Raw genomic sequence first — 19,041 nt, 5'->3', positions numbered from 1 at the left:
CCTTATAATGAATACTACACGAGTTTTTAGTGATAAACAAATGCTGGCACAGCATTTCGGAAAAGTACTATTAAATAGAACACAAAAGTCAGATAAAGTTACTATAGCCCTTTCGGGAGGAAGTACTCCTAAGGCAATTTTTGATGAATTAGCTGCCGAGTATGCCAATGAAATTGATTGGACTAAGGTATTTCTGTTTTGGGGCGATGAACGTTGCGTGCCACCTACTGATACTGAGAGTAATTATTTAATGACAAAAACACATTTATTAAATAAAGTTACCATACCCGAAGCTAATGTATTCAGGGTAAAAGGAGAACTGAGTATTGATGCTGCCGTTGAAGATTATCAAAAAGTATTATTGGCTGAGTTACCTCAAAGTAACGGTTTGCCACAATTTGACCTTATGATTTTAGGAATGGGAGATGATGGACATACAGCATCTGTATTTCCTTATCAAATTAATTTATGGGATAAACCCGAAGTGTGTGTGGCGGCTCAACACCCCGAATCTAAGCAAAATAGAGTTTCACTCACAGGAGGTGTAATTAATAATGCTAAAGAGATTTTCTTTTTGGTAACCGGATCGAATAAAGCAGATAAGCTTTCAGAGATATTAAATAAAAAAGAAGGATATAAGCAATATCCTGCAGCCTTAGTTGACAAACCGACTTGGTTATTGGATAGCGCAGCTGCTGCAAAATTACAAGAATAACAACTTTGAAGCAGCTAAAGTAAAAAGAGAGACTTCTAAATGTTTAGAGGTCTCTCTTTCGTATAATAGAATACTAATTAGTTATCTTAACTGAATATCTTTAATTAATTCTTGAATTTTAGAGAGTTCAGCATCATTAAATGCTGTATTATTTAATGCACCCAAGTTGTTGTTTAATTGATTTACAGAGCTAGCACCAACAAGTACCGAAGTCACCCTTTTATCCTTTAATAACCAAGCAATCGCCATTTGAGCTAAAGATTGATTTCTATCTTTGGCTATATCATTTAAGGCCTTAATAATATTAAATCTTTCTTCGTTTAAGTGATCTTGTTTTAAGAAATGAGCTCGAGCCATGCGAGAATCGCTAGGAACTCCATTTAAATAACGATCTGTTAACAAACCTTGGGCGAGAGGAGAAAAAGCAATGAGTCCCATACCACGTTTGTCTACTACCTCAAGTAATTCTTCTTCTACGTCGCGTTGAAACATGCTGTAACGCGCTTGGTGAATTAAACAAGGTGTACCCAATTCTCGAAGAATAGATTCAGCCTCACGTGTTTTATCAGCCGGGTAATTAGAAATACCAGCGTATAAGGCTTTTCCTTGTTTTACGGCAAAGTCAAGGGCCATCATCGTCTCTTCAAGTGGAGTGTCAGGATCGTATCTGTGTGAATAAAATATATCAACATACTCTAGCTTTAACCTACGTAAACTTTGGTTTAAACTTGCAATCATCGTTTTTCGAGAGCCAAATTCTCCATACGGACCAGGAAGCATATCGTAACCAGCCTTGCTTGAAATGATCATTTCATCTCGATAGTTTTTCAAATGATCGTTAACGATGTTACCAAAGTTTGTTTCTGCACTTCCTGGCTCAGGACCGTAATTATTCGCCAAATCAAAATGAGTAATTCCTTTATCGAAAGCTTCAAATATTATACTTTTCCCATTTTCATATACATCAACAGAACCGAAATTATGCCATAGTCCTAATGATATAGCTGGCAATTTCAATCCACTTCTTCCACATCTACGATAATCCATTTTATCGTATCTACTATCCGCTGCTTTGTGTTCCATTTTCACTGTCGTTTTTCGTTTTTTATTGTGGGTGCAATTAGAGTTCTTCTCCTGTTAAAAATAATATCATTTCTTTAATGGCCTTTTGACATACCGGACAAAATCCATCTGCAGTATTGGTTTTCATTCTACAATCTATATAAGGTCTGTAAACCCCCTTGGCAACATATCCACCGCCTTCGTAAACACCAATAATATCTTTTTGTTTAGTGTTTGCTGGAGTCGGTATTGGAGTGTTCTCATCAAGCATTGTCTTCCACTTGCTATCAAAGTTAATTAAAGTGGTTAAATTAGGTTGCCAAGGTTCAACGGCAGTATTAAAAAAATCAGAGTAGCTCACTTCTGATGTGTAATATTCATCGCCTAATGCAGCAAAAGAGTGACCAAATTCGTGGACAAATACAGGCTCAGAATTGCCATGATGCGCTGCGGTTGTAGAGAAGTGATTGTATATTCCGCCACCGCCATATTTTTCAGTATTTACTAAAATGTAGATTTGATCATAAGGAACAAGAGCCGCATAATCCCTAACAGTGAAGGTATGGGTAGTTTCTAAATATCTGTCGGAGTTAAGGGTGTTAAAACTAGCTTGCAAAGCCGTGTTTTTCCAAATGTCTTTTCTAGGGTCACTAACTCCTGATTCTTCAGAAATGGCATCTATCATCCAAATATTAAATTTGTTTTTATACTGATCAAAGGGGGCTTGCGTAAATAAGTAATTGGATAAGCGTTCTACATCAGCATGAAATATCTCCATTTCATCTTCGGTATAGCCTTCAGCAATAATGGCTATGTCAACACATTTTGTTGACTTTCCGTTATCAATAAATTTATGGGTTTTAGCTATTGCTTTACGTTCAATTATTGAGTGTGCCTTAGGGTCAATGGTAAAGGTTTTTACTAATTTAAATTGATTTGCTTCATCGCGAGTTTCAATGTCAACTAATACCTTCTTTTTGGGAAATGGGCACTGTACTGTCTGAAAAAAAGCACTTTCGTTTTCTTCAGCTTCAATAGTTGTTTGCCATTCCTCAAAGAGAGTGCAAAATCCATGGGTATATAAAACCTGTTTTGAAGAATAATCTTTAACTACTAATCTAAATTGACCATAATCAAACGGACAAATTAAATTATTATGGTTTCCTCCCCAATGAGGTTCCTTTATGGTTTCAAATATTGATATGTCGGTGCTTTTATTGTTTCCGGTTAAAACAAAATCGATACGTAAAGCCTCCTTAGTGAAGCTTTGATTAAACTGAGCATTGGGTTTAATAAAAGTAGTTAATGATAATATTACAATAAAAAGTGCCTTATGCATATAAGATAAATTAGTGTGTACGATAAAAAATGTTGAATGGATCGGAATGGTTAAACAACTTCTATGTAAATATACAAAACAAGAGTGCTAATATATAGTTAAACTGTTTATTTTTGGAGATACAAATAAATGATAAAATTTTATGGAAACCTTAAATAATGAAACCGAAATATATAAATGGTTTAGAGATGCAATGTTGGATTTGGGTATGAGTGAACACCTTATATCATATGCACGCGCTGCTGTATTATGCCTTATTGTATTATTAGTTGCTAAAATAGCGCATTGGATTTTTAGCAAGTACGTAGTAAAGGTTATTGAGAAAGCCCTGAAGAAAACCAAGACCAAACATGATGATGTATTTATTGAACGTAAATTATTTAAGAATATAGGAAATATAATTCCGGCTATTGTTATTTATACAACCTTGAATTGGGTTTTCAGAGAATTTGATGGAATTAATAACCTGCTTCATAATGTAGTTTCGGTATATTTTATAATTGCCATATTGCTAATTGTGCAATCCTTTCTGCGAGGTCTGACCGATATATATGAATCTTTCGATTATAGTAAAGATCGACCTATACGAAGTTACGTGCAAACTATAATGCTTCTTTTTACAATTATTGGAATTCTGATTATTGTATCTATATTATTTGATGTAAAACTTACCAAAGTTTTTACTGGTATTGGGGCAACAGCTGCTGTTATCATGTTGGTTTTTAAAGATACAATACTTGGTTTTGTAGCAAGTATACAACTGTCGGCGAATAATATGGTTAAGCCTGGCGATTGGATTTCAATGCCATCGCAAGGGGCAGATGGAACAGTTTTGGAAATTACCCTGAATACGGTAAAGGTTCAGAACTGGGATAAAACCATAACTACTATACCGACCTATGCATTGGTTAGTAATAGCTTTTCAAATTGGAAAGGTATGGAGGAATCTGGTGGCAGACGCATAAAACGATCTATTAATGTGGATATGAAATCTGTGAAATTCTGCACTGAAGAGATGATTGAGAAGTATGGTAAAGTGCATCTTTTGAATGGCTACATGCAAGATAAATCGAAAGAAATTAAGCAATACAATGAATCGGCTAACATTGATGAGTCTGTTTTTGTAAATGGAAGGCGCATGACTAATTTGGGTGTTTTTAGAGCCTATCTTGAAAGCTATTTAAGGCAACATCCTAAAATTCATGATGGAATGACCTTTTTAGTTCGTCATCTTCAACCTAACGAGAAAGGTTTGCCTATTGAGATATACGTATTTAGTACTGATCAGGCTTGGTCTAATTACGAGTCAATACAAGCTGATATTTTTGATCATATTTTAGCTGTAATTCCAGAGTTTGAATTAAAAGTATTTCAATATCCTACCGAAGTAGGCTTAGCTGGTTTAAGTTAATTATTAAAGGATATTTGATTAAAAAGTGGTTAGTTTTATTATTTTGAGCATGCTAGCTGTAAACTAATAGTTAAATAAATATGATCAAACTACATGTTTTATATGTTTTTGTTTTCTATTTTTGCGCAGATTATTACTAAATTAAACGTTTCAATAACAAATTATAAATTCAAGTATTGCCAAGATGGAGAATAGCCAACAAATTGATAGTTTGGATAAAAAGATATTAGCACTTGTTACACAAAATGCTAGAATCCCTTTTTTAGAAGTTGCAAGAGAGTGTAAGGTATCGGGAGCTGCTATTCATCAACGTATTCAGCGTTTGATGAATCTTGGAGTTATTAAAGGTTCTGAATTCATTATCAATCCTGCAAAAATAGGTTACCACACTTGTGCATTTATGGGGATATTTTTAAAGAAAGCCAGTCTTTTTGATGAAGTTGTGAGTGCTTTAAAAGAGATACCTCAAGTTGTAGAGTGTCATTATACTACAGGCCAGTATGCAATCTTTATTAAGATATACTCAAAGAATAATGAAGATTTAAAGATAATGTTACATGATAAATTGCAATCTATTGCTGGAATTTCTGCAACAGAAACAATTATATCTCTTGAAGAAACATTTAAACGTCAATTACCGATTGACTAAATTATAAGGTATTTATATTTTATTTGAGCTTGTTCTTTATTGAGCAAGCTTTTTTTGTTTCTATAATTGCCATTCCCCAGATATGATTTTATTCAAAGGCGCAATAAATTTTGAAAAGTTCAATACTAATAGATTTATTAGGGGATCATTTTTAGTGATAGAAATATAATTGTCACTATTAATTTTCATTAATGTAGCTCTTTGGTATTTACTATTTTCTGTAGAAAGTACAAGGTGGGGGAGAATGGATGAGGTTGCTTCAATTTTTGGTTCACTGTTGCTTATTACTCCTTTATGCACTAGAAATGGGTGTATTTCAAAAAAGTTGTATGTGTTATCTCCCAGATATAAATTAAACTGAAAGTTTTGTTTCAGTGGAATCTGAAAGTAAAAGTTAAAGGTTTTGTTAGGATCAATAATATGTGCCGATAACATGTTTGAGTGCATATTATTAGGGGTGTAATGCAGCCTCCATTCAATGTTTGCATAATCTTTAAATTGCTCTATAATTCCAAGCCAATTTAATAAGCGTGGCCATAATGTTATGGTAAAGTGATCGTTCCAACTATTTTCTTCTTTCAGTTGAGTTAAATTAGCAAGCGTAAAGTCAATCTGTGGTATTTTCATTTTATTACCATTTATAAATTATGGAGCGATAGTAATACATAATGTTATTATTTACAAGTATTGCAAGGTTTAAATCATGGCAGTACAACTAGAATCTCTTTATTCACACATTAGGCATAAAAAAGTCCCCGTAGGGACTTTTATTTACTTAACGCTATTAATTTACTTCTACCGTTATTTAATTTGCTGTAAATATTTTTTTCGTGCCTCTAAAATTAATTCAACATTTAAATTTGGATTAAAAACCCTAACCATGTCAACGATATTAAAATCTTTATGGAAGTGACCCAAGGCAGCATCAAATGAAGTGGCTTCCCAATTGTATTTAACCTTTTTTGTTACCTCTTCAAATTCGCTCCATTTTAATTGGCGTGGTAAAGTAAAGTATCCATGGTCTTTTTCACTTCTATCTAAATAAATACCTTCTTGCACTTCTTCAAGACAGAAGAATTTTTTGAGTCGAATGATAGCTGTTGCCGAAATGTTTTTGCTTGGCTTTTTCTTGAAAACAATTCCTTCATCTAAAAAGCACGATTGAAGGTCTCTTACCTGATCGTAATCAGTTAAATGACGAACCCTTATTGTGTGATATGATTTGTTGTAAAATGATAAGGTACCTGCATCGGCATGAAAGCCATCCGGAAAGTATCGCATTATGTTTTGTCGGGCTCTTGTGATTTCTTCAAGAGTATAGAGTCTGTCTACTACAAAATAAATATATAATGGCTTTGATTTTCCAGGAGCATCACTATAATAATTAAAGAAACCGGGGAAAGGTTCTGGTGCTTCTAAAACAAAAGTATTAGGTAAAATTTTCTTTGTCATGGTAACAAGCTCTTCAGCTTTTAATAAGTTACCATAGGTGTCAATTATTTTAGATGTATCCATAGTAGTACTGATTTAGATTATTTTAATTGTAATAAGGTACAAAAAAAAATGTATAAGTCAATAGGCTACTTACAGGTCTTTAATTATGCATGATCTCTTGTGAAAACAGGTGCATCTTCGGTAGATAAGTTATTGTTATAGTAATATCCATTAAAATCAAATGCCTTTAAATCATCTACATTGGTTAATTTATTTTGGATAATAAATCGTGTCATTAAGCCGCGAGCCTTCTTAGCATAAAAACTAATAATTTTGTACTCTCCATTTTTCAAATCTTTAAATGTTGGCGTTATAATTGGCACCTTTATATCACTCTTCTTTACAGCTTTAAAATATTCATTTGAGGCAAGATTAATTAGCGCTTTATGATTTTCTGTTCGGATGTCTTCGTTCAACATATCAGTAATTTTACTGCCCCAAACATTGTAAAGATTCTTATATTTTTTGAACGATAGTTTGGTTCCCATTTCTAAACGATATGGCATAATTGTATCCAAAGGTCGCAATAAACCGTATAAGCCAGATAATATACGTAGTTGGCTTTGCGCAGTAGTCACATCTTCTTCAGATAATGAAAAGGCATCTAAACCTTGATAAACATCTCCCTTAAAAGCAAACAGGGCTTGTCTAATATTTTCAGGTTTAAAGGGGTATTCCCATTCTTGATATCTATTATAGTTTAACTCAGCGAGTTTATCGCTTATTTTCATTAAATATCCGATATCTGATATATTTCTTTTTTGTAATTCCTCAACAATAAGCTGGGGTTCTTCAGTAAAACGTATATTACTTTTGTTTTCAATTGAAATTGGGCTTTCAAAGTCGAGAGACTTTGCTGGTGATATAATAATTTGCATACTCGTGTTTGTAAAATATTAGGTAATTAATTATACAACTAATAGTATCCGTATTTGTTCCAATCGGGATATAATAAATCGGATGTATTTAAGTTTATCCTAGTAATAACTATTTATATCACAATTTTAATAATATAAATTGTATTAATACCCATGCAATATCATATTCACATTCTATTTTATTAGTTTTGCAGGGTTAATTATCATCACAAAAAAGAATACAAATATATATGACCACAGAAAAGGAACAAAACCTTGAATCACTAGGAGAGTTTGGACTTATTGAGCATTTAACTAAAAATGTAGAAATTAAACATAGCTCTACTATAAAAGGAGTAGGTGATGATGCTGCTGTAATCAGCACTGACAAACACCAAGTGGTAACAACTGACCTTTTATTACAAGGTATTCATTTTGATTTAGTATACACACCATTAAGGCATTTGGGCTATAAGTCAGTTATGGTAAACTTGAGTGATGTATATGCTATGAATGCGATTCCGAAGCAAATTACGGTTTCCTTAGGCATTAGCTCTAAGTTTAAATTAGAGCATATTGATGAATTATATGCGGGTATAAAAATGGCCTGTGAAGCGCATAATATTGATTTAATAGGAGGAGATACCTCTACTTCATTAACTGGATTAACCATTTGTATTACTGCTATTGGTGAGGCTAATAAAGAAGATATTGTTTACAGAAATGGTGCACAGCCAAACGATTTAGTATGTGTAAGTGGCGATTTAGGTGGCGCTTATATGGGCTTGCAAGTATTAGAGCGTGAAAAAGCTGTTCATGCAGGTAACACTAAAGTACAACCTGATTTATCAGGATACGATTATATATTGGAGCGTCAATTAAAACCTGAAGCCCGAAAAGATATTATTGAATACTTAGCGTCTATTGGCGTAAAACCAACTTCAATGATTGATATTTCTGATGGCTTATCGTCTGAAGTGTTGCACCTTTGTAAACAATCGAAAGTGGGAGCTAGGATTTACGAAACAAAAATTCCTATTGATCCTGTAACTTCAATGATGGCTGAAGAGGTAAATATGAGCCCTACTGTGGCGGCTTTAAATGGTGGCGAAGATTATGAGTTGTTATTTACTATATCGCAAGCCGATTATGAAAAGTTTTCGGAAGAAACTGATTTGAAAATTTATACCATAGGCCATATTACCGAAGAAAGTAAAGGTAGCTATTTAGTAACAGGCGGAGATCAGGAAGTTGCCTTGCAAGCTCAAGGTTGGAATGCTTTAGCTTAAACAAATTTTCATTGTCCTAATCCATTTATTTATATGTTAGAGTACATAAAAGGTCATATTATAGAAGCTAGTCCAGCTCATTGTGTTGTTGAAAACAATGGGCTAGGCTATTTTATTAACATATCAGTTAATACCTATACAAAGCTTCAAAATCAGAAAGAAATTCAATTGTTCTTATTCGAACAGATTCGTGAAGATGCCCATAATCTATATGGTTTTTACGAAACTACAGAACGTGAAATATTCAAACATTTGATATCGGTTAGTGGTATTGGTGCCAATACTGCTCGCATGATGTTATCGTCAATGTCTCCGGGAGAGATACATGAAGCAATCACTTCAGGAAATGTTAATGTTCTAAAAGGAATAAAGGGAATTGGGGCAAAAACAGCTCAAAGAGTGATAGTTGACCTTGCTGATAAGTTAGGTAAGGAACCAGTAGATCAAAAATTATTTACTGATCAAAACAATACAACTAAAGAAGAGGCGTTATCTGCTTTAGTGATGTTGGGATTTGCTAAGAATAGTGCACAAAAAGTTGTAACTAAAATCTTAAACTCTGAGCCGGACTGTAAAGTTGAGGATGTAATTAAAAAATCATTAAAAATGCTATAGAGAATACGAGTACGCAGGCCCCCTAATTTTTAATCCTATAATTGAATCAAAACTTGAGTGAAGTTTTTAAAAATACTTTAAAACTCTCTATTGTTATATTAAGCTGTTTGGGCTTGACTGATGCTTGGGCGCTTAATAGTAGCTTGCCACTTGCTGAATGGCAAACCCAAGAACCGGACTCTATCTATACCGGTACTCGATTTGAGAGTATTGATTCTAAAGGTAATAATCCTTTTGCAGAGAAGAGTTCAAGTCGTTCAATGCAGCTTAATGATGCTTCAAGTCTTAATTATACTTCAGAATATGACCCCGCGACAGGGCAAGTTCATTTTTATCGTAAAATAGGGAATATAGACGTAAAGCTCCCTTACTCTATGACGGTGGAGGAGTACATGAATGAGGATGTGCGAAATTCTATGTTAGCTTATTGGGATCAAAGAGCCCGATCTGCAGGAGATGAGAATGATCAGTTTAGTATTTTCAATCCAAACTTTAATGTAAATAGCGAACTCCTGGGTAATATATTTGGCAATAATATGGTGAATATTAAGCCACAAGGGGTTGCCGAATTACGCATTGGGGTAACTACTAGTAAAATTGATAACCCCACATTACAAGAAAACCTCAGGAAGACTACCACTTTCGATTTTCAGGAAAAGATTCAGATGAATATCCAAGGTACTATTGGAGATAAACTGAAAATGGGTATTAACTATAATACCGAAGCTACATTTGAGTTTGAGAATCAAATGAATTTGGAGTATGAAGGTAAGGAGGATGATATTTTGCGTTCTGTTGAAGCGGGTAATGTAACACTGCCACTACCAGGAACTTTAATTACCGGTAGTCAGAGTTTGTTTGGTGTTAAAACCGAAATGCAGTTTGGTAAATTATCTGTTACCTCTATATTTTCTCAACAAAAAGGAGAAACCTCAGTATTAGATATACAAGGAGGTGCGCAGAAGCAGGAATTTGATATGCCTGTGAATGAGTACGACAAAAACCGTCACTTCTTTTTATCTCATTTTTTCAGAAATTTATACGACGAAACGCAAAAGACTTACCCGATGTTACCACGCATTAACGTGCAGCGTGTTGAAATATGGGTAACTAATAGGTCTGGTAACTTTAATGAGGCACGTAACATTATTGCTTTTGCCGATTTAGGTGAATCAGGAGGTGGCGCAGATCCAGATACCAATCCTTATATGGTTAATCCCGAGAAGTGGGGAAGTACGGGTATGAATGTAAACCCAAGAAATGATGCCAATACCTTATATAGTGAAATGGACGGTACTTATAATGCCGTTAGAGATATCAATCAAGTTACTACTGTATTTAGAGGTATTACTGGATTTGAAGAAAGTAAAGGTTATGAAAAGATTGAGAATGCACGCTTACTCTCAGAAACAGAATATACTTTAAACCGTAGTTTGGGTTTTATATCATTAAACATGTCGCTTAATGCTGATGAGGTTTTGGCCATTGCTTATGAGTATGATTACAATGGTCAGACTTTTAGGGTAGGGGAGTTTGCAAATAACGGAATTGATGCACCAAATACACTGTATTTGAAAATGCTAAAAAGTACCAACTTAACTCCTTCTGTAAAGCCATCATGGGATTTGATGATGAAGAATGTTTATGCGATAGGTGCATATCAGGTAAATAGAGAAGACTTTATATTTGATGTGGCTTATGTTGATGATTCTACTGGTACAGCCATTAATTATTTCCCAGATGAGGTGCCTAACAATCCTAACATGAAGGGGAAGCTTCTATTAAGGATAATGAACCTTGATAAGTTAAATGAGACTTATGATCCTTATCCAGATGGCTTTTTCGATTACATTAATGATCAAACCATTTATCCGCAAAACGGAAGGGTTATCTTCCCTGTACTTGAACCTTTTGGATCATTCTTAGAAGGTCAATTGGGTGGAGATAAAAAGCTGATTGAAAAATATGTTTATCAAAGCCTATATGATGAAACCTCAACTATTGCCGAGCAAGATGCGGAAAAAAATAAGTTTAGGTTACGGGGTTCGTACAAATCAAGTGTAAGCAACGAAATATCCTTAAATGCCCAAAATATCCCGCAAGGTTCTGTAATTGTAACTGCTGGTGGTATAAAGTTGGTTGAGAATGTAGATTATACTGTAGATTATTCTTTTGGAACCGTAAAAATTATTAATCAAGGCTTATTGGCTAGTGGGTCTCCTATTCAAGTATCCTTAGAGAGTCAGAGTTTGTTTAACCTGCAAACCAAAACGATGCTCGGTACCCATATGAATTACCAAATTAATAAGGATTTTAATATTGGCGGTACGGTAATGCACCTTAGTGAGCGTCCGTTAACCCAAAAGGTTAATATTGGCGACGAACCTATTTCCAACACAATTTATGGTTTTAACACTTCGTACTATAGCGAAACACAATGGTTAACCAATGCTTTGGATAAAATTCCACTATTGAGTGTGAAAGATGTATCAAGTATTGCTTTCGAAGGGGAGTACGCCCAGTTAGTGCCAGGTAGCCCAAGTGTAGTTGGTAATCAGGCTTATATTGATGATTTTGAAGGTACCAAGATTTCAATAGATATGCGTAACTGGACTGCTTGGAGTATTGCAGGTACGCCACAGGATCCGGATTTATTTCCAGAGTCGGATTTAATTAATGACTTAGAGTATGGATACCAAAGAGGTAAATTGGCGTGGTATATTATCGATCCCTTATTTTCGAGAAGTAATCAATTTACTCCTCAGCATATTAAGGATGATTTAGATGAGCAATCGAATCATTTTTCTCGTGAGGTATTTGAGAAGGAGATTTTTCCAGATAGGCAAGCTGTATACGGACAAGCTACTAATATTCCTGTATTAAATGTAGCATACTATCCTAAGGAGAGAGGGGTTTATAACTTTAGTACTGATGTAGAGGAAAATGGAGAACTCAGAAATCCTGAGAATAATTGGGGTGGTATCATGCGTCGTGTTGAAACCAATGACTTTGAAGCAGCCAATATTGAGTTTATTGAGTTTTGGATGATGGACCCATTTGTTTACAACCAAAATATTCAGAAAGCAGGGGATTTATATTTCAACTTGGGTAATATTTCAGAGGATGTATTGCGCGATTCGCGTAAATTCTTTGAGCAAGGTCTGCCAGGACCTAACGATATTTTTGAAGATAATGTAGATTCTACAAAGTGGGGTTATGTACCAAAGCAGCAAAGTTTAGTAAATGCTTTTAGTAACGATCCTGCAACACGTTTGGCTCAAGATGTTGGTTTAAACGGTATGCCAAGTTCTAGAGAACAAGTGTTTTATGCAGAGTATATTGCAGAGATGCAGGCGCTCCTGAGTTCAGGAGGACTATCGTCTGAAGCTTATGACAAGATTATGGCTGACCCCGCTTCCGATGATTACCATTATTTTAGAGGTTCTGATTACGATCAGGATAAAACATCAATATTAGACAGATATAAAAACTTTAACGGGCCTGAGGGAAATGCTATTCCTTCTGAATATTCTCCAGAATCATACGCCACAGCTGCAACTACGCTTCCTGATCAGGAAGATGTAAATAGAGATAATACCTTAAGTGAAAACGAAAGTTATTACCAATATAAGGTTCGCTTGGATCCAAATGAAATGATTATTGGTCAAAACTATATTACAGATAAGGTTGAAGCTGAGGTTGATTTAAAAAACGGGAATACTGAGAAGGTTAATTGGTACCAATTCCGAATTCCAATTAATCAGCCTGATAAAACTGTAGGAAGTATTTCCGATACGCGTTCTATAAGGTTTATGCGTATGTTTATGCATAACTTTTCTGATACAACCATTTTACGTTTTGCCACTTTGGATTTAGTACGAAGTGAATGGCGTATTTATGGCGATGATTTAGAGGAGGATAATGAAAATGTAGTGCCCAATGATGATACTAAATTTGAAGTTGGGGCTGTTAATATCGAAGAGAATGCTTCTAAGCAACCAGTGCCATATGTACTACCTCCTGGAGTTGATAGGGTTATAGATCCTGCCAATCCGCAGTTGCGCGAATTGAATGAGCAATCTATTTTATTAAAAGTAACTGATATTGCAAAGAACGACAGGCGTGCTGTATTCAAAACCCTGAATATGGATATGCGCCAATACGGCAAATTAAAGATGGAGGTGCATGCCGAAGAAATAGTTGAGGGAACAATCGGAAAAGGCAGAGCTCGTGCCTTTATACGTCTTGGGTCAGATGCTCGTAATAACTATTATGAGTATGAAATTCCCTTAAGTATGACGCCACATAATGCTACAGACCCCGAAGCCATTTGGCCTGCTGAAAATAGATTTGATTTTGCCTTTGAGAAATTACAAGCGGTTAAACTATTACGTAACAATAACAATTATCCGGTAGGCGATGTGTATACCATGAAGGACGACGAGAACTGGGTTAAGATTAAGGGTAATCCTAACATCGGTAACGTTCGTACAATTGTTATTGGTATTAGAAGTATGGTAAGTGAAGACCTCGCATCTTTTGAAACGTGGTTTAATGAATTGCGCTTAACCGATTTTAACGAAGAAGGCGGATGGGCAGCAAATGCACGTGTAAATATTAAGTTATCTGATTTTGGTAATGTGTCTGTGGCAGGTAATACATCGTCCATTGGTTTCGGAAGTATCGAAAAAAGTGTTGCAGAACGAAGTCAGGAAGATTTCTATCAATACGATATTGCCGCAAACCTTGATTTGGGTAAGTTTACAGGAGCTAATACTCGTATGACTATTCCATTCTACTATGGAACATCTCAAGAAGTATCTACACCAAAATATTTCCCTCTCGATCCGGATATACCCCTAAAAGTAGCTTTGGATAATGCCGAGAGTTCAGAAGAACGCGATAGTATAAAAAACATATCGCAAGATGTAATAAAGCGTAAAAGCTATAATTTTACCAATGTACGCTTGCAACCTAAAAGCAACAAGTCAAGGGTGTATGATATTTCTAACCTTTCGGCGAGTTACTCTTTTAGCGAAACTGAAGCACATAATATAAATACCGAAAAAGCGCTCGATAGAGATTACAGAGGTGTGCTGGGCTACAACTTTAATAATAGACCCAAAGCCATTGAGCCATTTAAGAAAAGTAAAGCCCTAAAGGGTGAGGCTTTTAAGTTGATAAAGGATTTCAACTTTTACTTAATGCCAACACAACTTTCGTATCGAACAGAAATGATGCGAAATACCAATGAACAACAGTTACGAGTAGTTAATAACCCTGATTATGTGATTCCTAAAACTCAGCGACGAGATTTCTATTGGAATCGCTATTTCGATCTGCGATTTAATTTAACCAAGAATCTTAAATTCGATTTTAAATCAACCGTTAATGCACGTATCGATGAAATTGACCCTCTTTACGATATTGATGATCCTAATGCCGATCCTTATTACGAGTCTAGAGATCGTATTTTAGATAATATAAAATCGGGTGGTAGAACCACAAATTACCTGCATAATTTTAATGTGAGTTATAAAATACCAATTGATAAGCTGCCCTATTTAAATTGGACTACCTCTACCATACGCTATAGCGGAATGTATAATTGGGTTGCTGCTCCTTTGCAAGATTCTAACGATCCGGATGCTTTAAATTGGGGTAACACAATTAGTAATTCCAATAACATTCAAAGTTCAACACAGCTTAACTTCACAACTTTATATAACCGCTCTAAATACCTGAAAGGTTTATCGCGTAAGTATGGTAATTCACGTTCTTCACAAAAGAAATCAACCAAACGAACAGTACGTTATAATAAGGAGAAAGTAAAATTAGCCAAAGGTCAATCGTATATCATTAACCATAAACTTAAAACTACCGAGATTCGTGTTCGTGTTTTCGATGAAAATGGTAGAACGGCTAAAGGAGAAACCACTCCAATTAGTGAAACAAAGGCTGAGTTTATTCCTAGTCAGGATTATGATAATGCCCGAATAATGGTTACAGGTACTGTTGAAGATAAAACAACCATATTAGGAACTGCTGTTGATTATAGTGCCATGTTCTTAACAGGAGTTAAAAACTTCTCGGTAAATTATACCGAAACCAATGGTACTATCTTACCCGGCTATCTTCCCGATTCTAAGTTTTTGGGATCTTCAACTTACCAAGGTAATAGCGCTCCAGGTTATGCATTTATTGCAGGATGGCAAGATAGAGATTATGCACAAAAGGCGGCTGATAATGGTTGGATTACAACTGATAGTATTAATCAGGCTTATGCCATGACGCATCAAGAAGACCTTAGTCTGAAGGCCACCATTGAACCCATAAAAGGTTTACGTATCGATTTAACTGCCAATCGCCGTTATTCAAATAATATGAATGAGTATTATAGGCAAACTAATGGCATGTTTGAGGCTACCAATACCCGAGAAAGTGGTAATTTCACCATGAGTATAAACTCCTTCAGTACGGCATTTGAAAAGGTTGATATCGATGGAACCTATGAATCGAAAAATTACCAAACCTTCTTAGACAATAGGGTAATTGTAGCTGAGCGCTTGGCCAATGAACGTTTAGAATCAGGTATTGATGAAAACTACACTTCTGAAGATGCAGCCAATCAAGATGGGTATGGTTTAAACTCACAAGAAGTTCTAATACCTGCCTTTTTAGCAGCATATGGTGGCAAAGACCCAAATAACATATTCACAGAATTATTCCCAAGTTTAGCCGCCATGCGACCTAATTGGCGTATAACTTATGATGGATTAGGGCGAATTAAACTATTTAAAAACGTATTGCGTTCGTTCGATATTTCGCATGGATATCGCTCAACCTATAATGTAGGTTCTTATATTACAGATACCGATTATGGGTTTGAAGAAGATGGTGTTACTTGGATTCGTGATGCACAGAGTAATTTCTTGCCACAATTCCAAGTAAACTCGGTTACTATAAATGAAACTTTTAGTCCTTTATTGGCATTCAATATTACGTGGAAAAATAATATGACCACCCGTTTAGAAACCAAAAAAGCACGTACCTTAAATTTGAGTTTAGCCAACAAGCAGCTCATCGAAAATCACAACCAAGAATATGTTATTGGTGTAGGCTATCGTTTCGATAAAATGGATTTGATATTCGGAGGAAAAGGTGGACAGAAGAAAATGTCGAGCGACTTAAACTTACGAGCAGATATATCAGTTCGTGATAATGTAGCCATTATTCGAAAAATAGAAGAGGGAGTAGATCAGCTCACCTCAGGTCAAAAAATAACAACCCTTAAGTTCACGGCCGATTATGTATTAAGCGATAGATTTAATATGCAGGTATTTTACGATAGAGCCATTAACTCGCCGTATATATCGCTTTCCTATCCAACAACCAATAGTAATTTTGGCGTAAGCTTTAGGTTCTCGTTAACAGAGTAGGCAAAAAATAAAGCTTAGGAGTAAACGGTAGCAACCATCTTTCGTGGGCCTCCATAATTTCTAAATTCACAAAAATAAATCCCCTGCCAAGTACCAAGGTTCAACCTTCCTTTGCTAATCGGTATTGTAAGCGAAGGCCCAGCCAGAGTTGATTTTACATGAGCCGGCATATCGTCGCTACCCTCCAAAGTATGTACATAGTCCGGGTCATTTTCCGGAATAAGCTTATTAAAAATAGTCTCAAAATCAGTACGCACCGATGGGTCAGCATTCTCATTTATCGTTAAACCAGCCGAAGTATGTTGAACAAATAAATTCAGCATCCCAGTTTGTGGTAGCTTAATGCGCGATTCTATAAGGTCTGTTATCAAATGAAAACCGCGTCTGAATTCGGGTAATCTTATCTCTAACTGATCAATCATTTTTTATTTTTATCGAATTAAACAAAGTAAAATAGGGGGCTTCCCCTGCGGGTCGTGCTATGCGCTATATCTTTGCTTCGCCATAATGGGCTCACAAAGGATGCCGCTTCTATCACTAAGCCAACTGGGTTCTAGCAAGAGGCTAAAAAACGCAGTTGGCAGTAATTCATTTAGTTTACAAAAGAAGTTTAAGCCAAAAGCCCAAAGTACTTCATGGCAATTTCTAGCGCATAATCTTCTATCACATTACAAACCTCACGGTACGATTTTAGTTTCTCTAAATCAGTACCAATGGCCAACGAAGGGTCTCTAAACGGGCGCGTAATGATTTCGCCTGGCTCTTGCTCTAACTTTAAGGCCTCCGGTATCGTTTCATCGCAAATAATTACCAAGTCAAACTTCTCCTTATTGCAATCAGTAATACTTGCCGATTTAAACTTATTAATATCTATTACCGATTCCATCATGGCTTTTTGAGCCAACATATGTATGGGCTCAATTTCAGTTCCCGCACTTTGTACCTCGGCTTTCCCTTTTAAATAATAGGCCAACCAGCCTTCAAGCATTTGCGAACGAGCCGCATTCTTATTCGAGTAGATTAATACTTTCTTCATGTATATATTATTTAGAATTGAGACAGGAGATAATAGCCTTTTCTACAAGACGTAAAATTTAGTTTTGTATTATCAGTCTGTACCAATGTGTTTTGTTATTTTTTGTGTTAATGTAGTCTAATGTCTAAACTCTAATGATCTATTAAACTAATCACCCATTCACAATATATTGCTTTAGATTCTTATTAAAGAACATTTTAATAATTTCGCTCACTAAAATGCTCATTTCTTCTCTTGTATCTAAAGTAGCCGTGCCAACATGCGGTGTAAGCACTGTATTATCAAATTTCAATAAAGCCTGTGGTATTTCGGGTTCATTCCAGTAAACATCTAAACCAGCACCGGCAATCAAATTATTTTGCAATGCGTTTATTAATGCATTCTCATCAATAACGGGTCCACGCGCAGTATTAACAATATAAGCCGTGTTTTTCATTAACTGAAACTCAGCATCACCAATCATTCCATTTGTATCGTTATTTAGTGGAGTATGTAATGAAACAACATCAGATTGTTGCAGTAAGTCTTCTAAATCCATATAGCTAACCTTTAACTCTTGTTCTTCAGCGCTATTTAGAGGCGTACGTTTGTTATAAACTACATGCATGCCGCTCGCAATCGCTCTTCGTGCTGTGGCTTTTCCTATGGCGCCCAAGCCAATAATACCAAGTGTTTTTCCGGTTAGCGTGGTGCTCAAGTTTTTCATCACACCCATAGTGACTCCTTCATTGGTGCGTACTTTGCTATTCAGCAAGCCTACTTGTCGTGCTACAGCAAGCATTAAAGCATGTGCTAATTCAGCAGTGGGTTCTGTTACCGGGTCAGGCGTATTGGTTACTACAATGCCTTTTTCTTTGGCGTAGTTGATATCCACATTATCATAGCCAACTCCGTAGTTTGCTATTAACTTTAAATGTGGAGCTTTATCTATTATGTGGTTTTCTAGCTTGTTACCAAATACTGAAACAATAACATCAGTTGAGCCAATGTGCTGCTCAATTTCCTCATTACTAATAATTTCCCCTTTCGGAAAAATGACTTCGTAATCGCTTCCTAGTTCGGTAAAACCACAATTGGGGATACTAAATAATACTAATATTTTATGTGCCATAATATAATGTGTACTAAACAATCA

At 35.5% G+C, this 19,041-nt stretch carries 14 protein-coding genes; 6 read left to right on the top strand and 8 right to left on the bottom strand.

Annotated features, from left to right (window positions below; translation table 11 throughout):
* The first annotated feature begins 7 nt into the window (after positions 1 to 7).
* The gene (gene pgl / locus QMO11_RS16305; RefSeq protein WP_282038389.1) at positions 8 to 715 is read left to right on the top strand and encodes a 6-phosphogluconolactonase; all 708 of its coding nucleotides are present in this window, start codon (positions 8 to 10) and stop codon (positions 713 to 715) included.
* 81 nt (positions 716 to 796) lie between these two features.
* On the opposite strand, the gene QMO11_RS16300 is transcribed toward pgl, so the two are convergent.
* Positions 797 to 1,798: an aldo/keto reductase gene (locus QMO11_RS16300; RefSeq protein WP_282038387.1), complete on the bottom strand. Its 1,002-nt coding sequence runs from the start codon at positions 1,796 to 1,798 to the stop codon at positions 797 to 799.
* Between the two features lie 37 nt (positions 1,799 to 1,835).
* Entirely contained in the window at positions 1,836 to 3,116 is a 1,281-nt protein-coding gene (locus QMO11_RS16295) for a M64 family metallopeptidase (protein ID WP_282038385.1), read from the bottom strand.
* Between the two features lie 142 nt (positions 3,117 to 3,258).
* Between QMO11_RS16295 and QMO11_RS16290 the strand changes: the two genes are divergently transcribed.
* Positions 3,259 to 4,527 (top strand): mechanosensitive ion channel family protein, encoded by a 1,269-nt coding sequence (locus QMO11_RS16290; RefSeq protein WP_282038384.1) that lies wholly within the window; start codon positions 3,259 to 3,261, stop codon positions 4,525 to 4,527.
* Positions 4,528 to 4,711: 184 nt separating this feature from the next.
* Positions 4,712 to 5,176 carry an Lrp/AsnC ligand binding domain-containing protein gene (locus tag QMO11_RS16285; protein WP_068471583.1) on the top strand — a complete coding sequence of 155 codons (465 nt, stop codon included), beginning with the start codon at positions 4,712 to 4,714 and terminating at the stop codon, positions 5,174 to 5,176.
* Positions 5,177 to 5,236: 60 nt separating this feature from the next.
* Here the strand turns inward: QMO11_RS16285 and QMO11_RS16280 are convergent, their stop codons facing one another.
* From QMO11_RS16280 to yaaA, 3 genes are all read right to left on the bottom strand, one after another.
* Positions 5,237 to 5,803: a hypothetical protein gene (locus tag QMO11_RS16280; protein ID WP_068471584.1), complete on the bottom strand. Its 567-nt coding sequence runs from the start codon at positions 5,801 to 5,803 to the stop codon at positions 5,237 to 5,239.
* A 174-nt stretch (positions 5,804 to 5,977) separates the two neighbouring features.
* The gene (locus tag QMO11_RS16275) at positions 5,978 to 6,691 is read right to left on the bottom strand and encodes a hypothetical protein (RefSeq protein WP_068471585.1); all 714 of its coding nucleotides are present in this window, start codon (positions 6,689 to 6,691) and stop codon (positions 5,978 to 5,980) included.
* 83 nt (positions 6,692 to 6,774) lie between these two features.
* A complete protein-coding gene (gene yaaA, locus QMO11_RS16270; protein ID WP_282038380.1) occupies positions 6,775 to 7,548 on the bottom strand; it encodes a peroxide stress protein YaaA in 774 nt (257 codons plus the stop codon).
* A 230-nt stretch (positions 7,549 to 7,778) separates the two neighbouring features.
* Here yaaA and thiL point away from each other — a divergent pair, with 230 nt between their 5' ends.
* The 3 genes from thiL to sov are packed head-to-tail and all read left to right on the top strand — an operon-like array spanning position 7,779 to position 16,870.
* Positions 7,779 to 8,816: a thiamine-phosphate kinase gene (gene thiL, locus QMO11_RS16265; RefSeq protein WP_068471587.1), complete on the top strand. Its 1,038-nt coding sequence runs from the start codon at positions 7,779 to 7,781 to the stop codon at positions 8,814 to 8,816.
* Positions 8,817 to 8,849: 33 nt separating this feature from the next.
* Entirely contained in the window at positions 8,850 to 9,431 is a 582-nt protein-coding gene (ruvA, locus tag QMO11_RS16260; protein ID WP_282038377.1) for a Holliday junction branch migration protein RuvA, read from the top strand.
* 53 nt (positions 9,432 to 9,484) lie between these two features.
* The gene (sov, locus tag QMO11_RS16255) at positions 9,485 to 16,870 is read left to right on the top strand and encodes a T9SS outer membrane translocon Sov/SprA (protein ID WP_282038374.1); all 7,386 of its coding nucleotides are present in this window, start codon (positions 9,485 to 9,487) and stop codon (positions 16,868 to 16,870) included.
* A 14-nt stretch (positions 16,871 to 16,884) separates the two neighbouring features.
* Here the strand turns inward: sov and QMO11_RS16250 are convergent, their stop codons facing one another.
* The 3 genes from QMO11_RS16250 to QMO11_RS16240 form a co-directional block, all read right to left on the bottom strand.
* Positions 16,885 to 17,292 (bottom strand): secondary thiamine-phosphate synthase enzyme YjbQ, encoded by a 408-nt coding sequence (locus tag QMO11_RS16250; protein WP_282038372.1) that lies wholly within the window; start codon positions 17,290 to 17,292, stop codon positions 16,885 to 16,887.
* Between the two features lie 188 nt (positions 17,293 to 17,480).
* The gene (locus QMO11_RS16245; RefSeq protein WP_282038370.1) at positions 17,481 to 17,906 is read right to left on the bottom strand and encodes an arsenate reductase/protein-tyrosine-phosphatase family protein; all 426 of its coding nucleotides are present in this window, start codon (positions 17,904 to 17,906) and stop codon (positions 17,481 to 17,483) included.
* Between the two features lie 151 nt (positions 17,907 to 18,057).
* A complete protein-coding gene (locus QMO11_RS16240; RefSeq protein WP_282038368.1) occupies positions 18,058 to 19,017 on the bottom strand; it encodes an NAD(P)-dependent oxidoreductase in 960 nt (319 codons plus the stop codon).
* Positions 19,018 to 19,041: the final 24 nt, after the last annotated feature.

The sequence above is a fragment of the Saccharicrinis aurantiacus genome (assembly GCF_947489045.1).
GTDB lineage: Bacteria > Bacteroidota > Bacteroidia > Bacteroidales > Marinilabiliaceae > Saccharicrinis > Saccharicrinis aurantiacus.
This window is presented reverse-complemented; position numbering and strand designations above follow the sequence as displayed.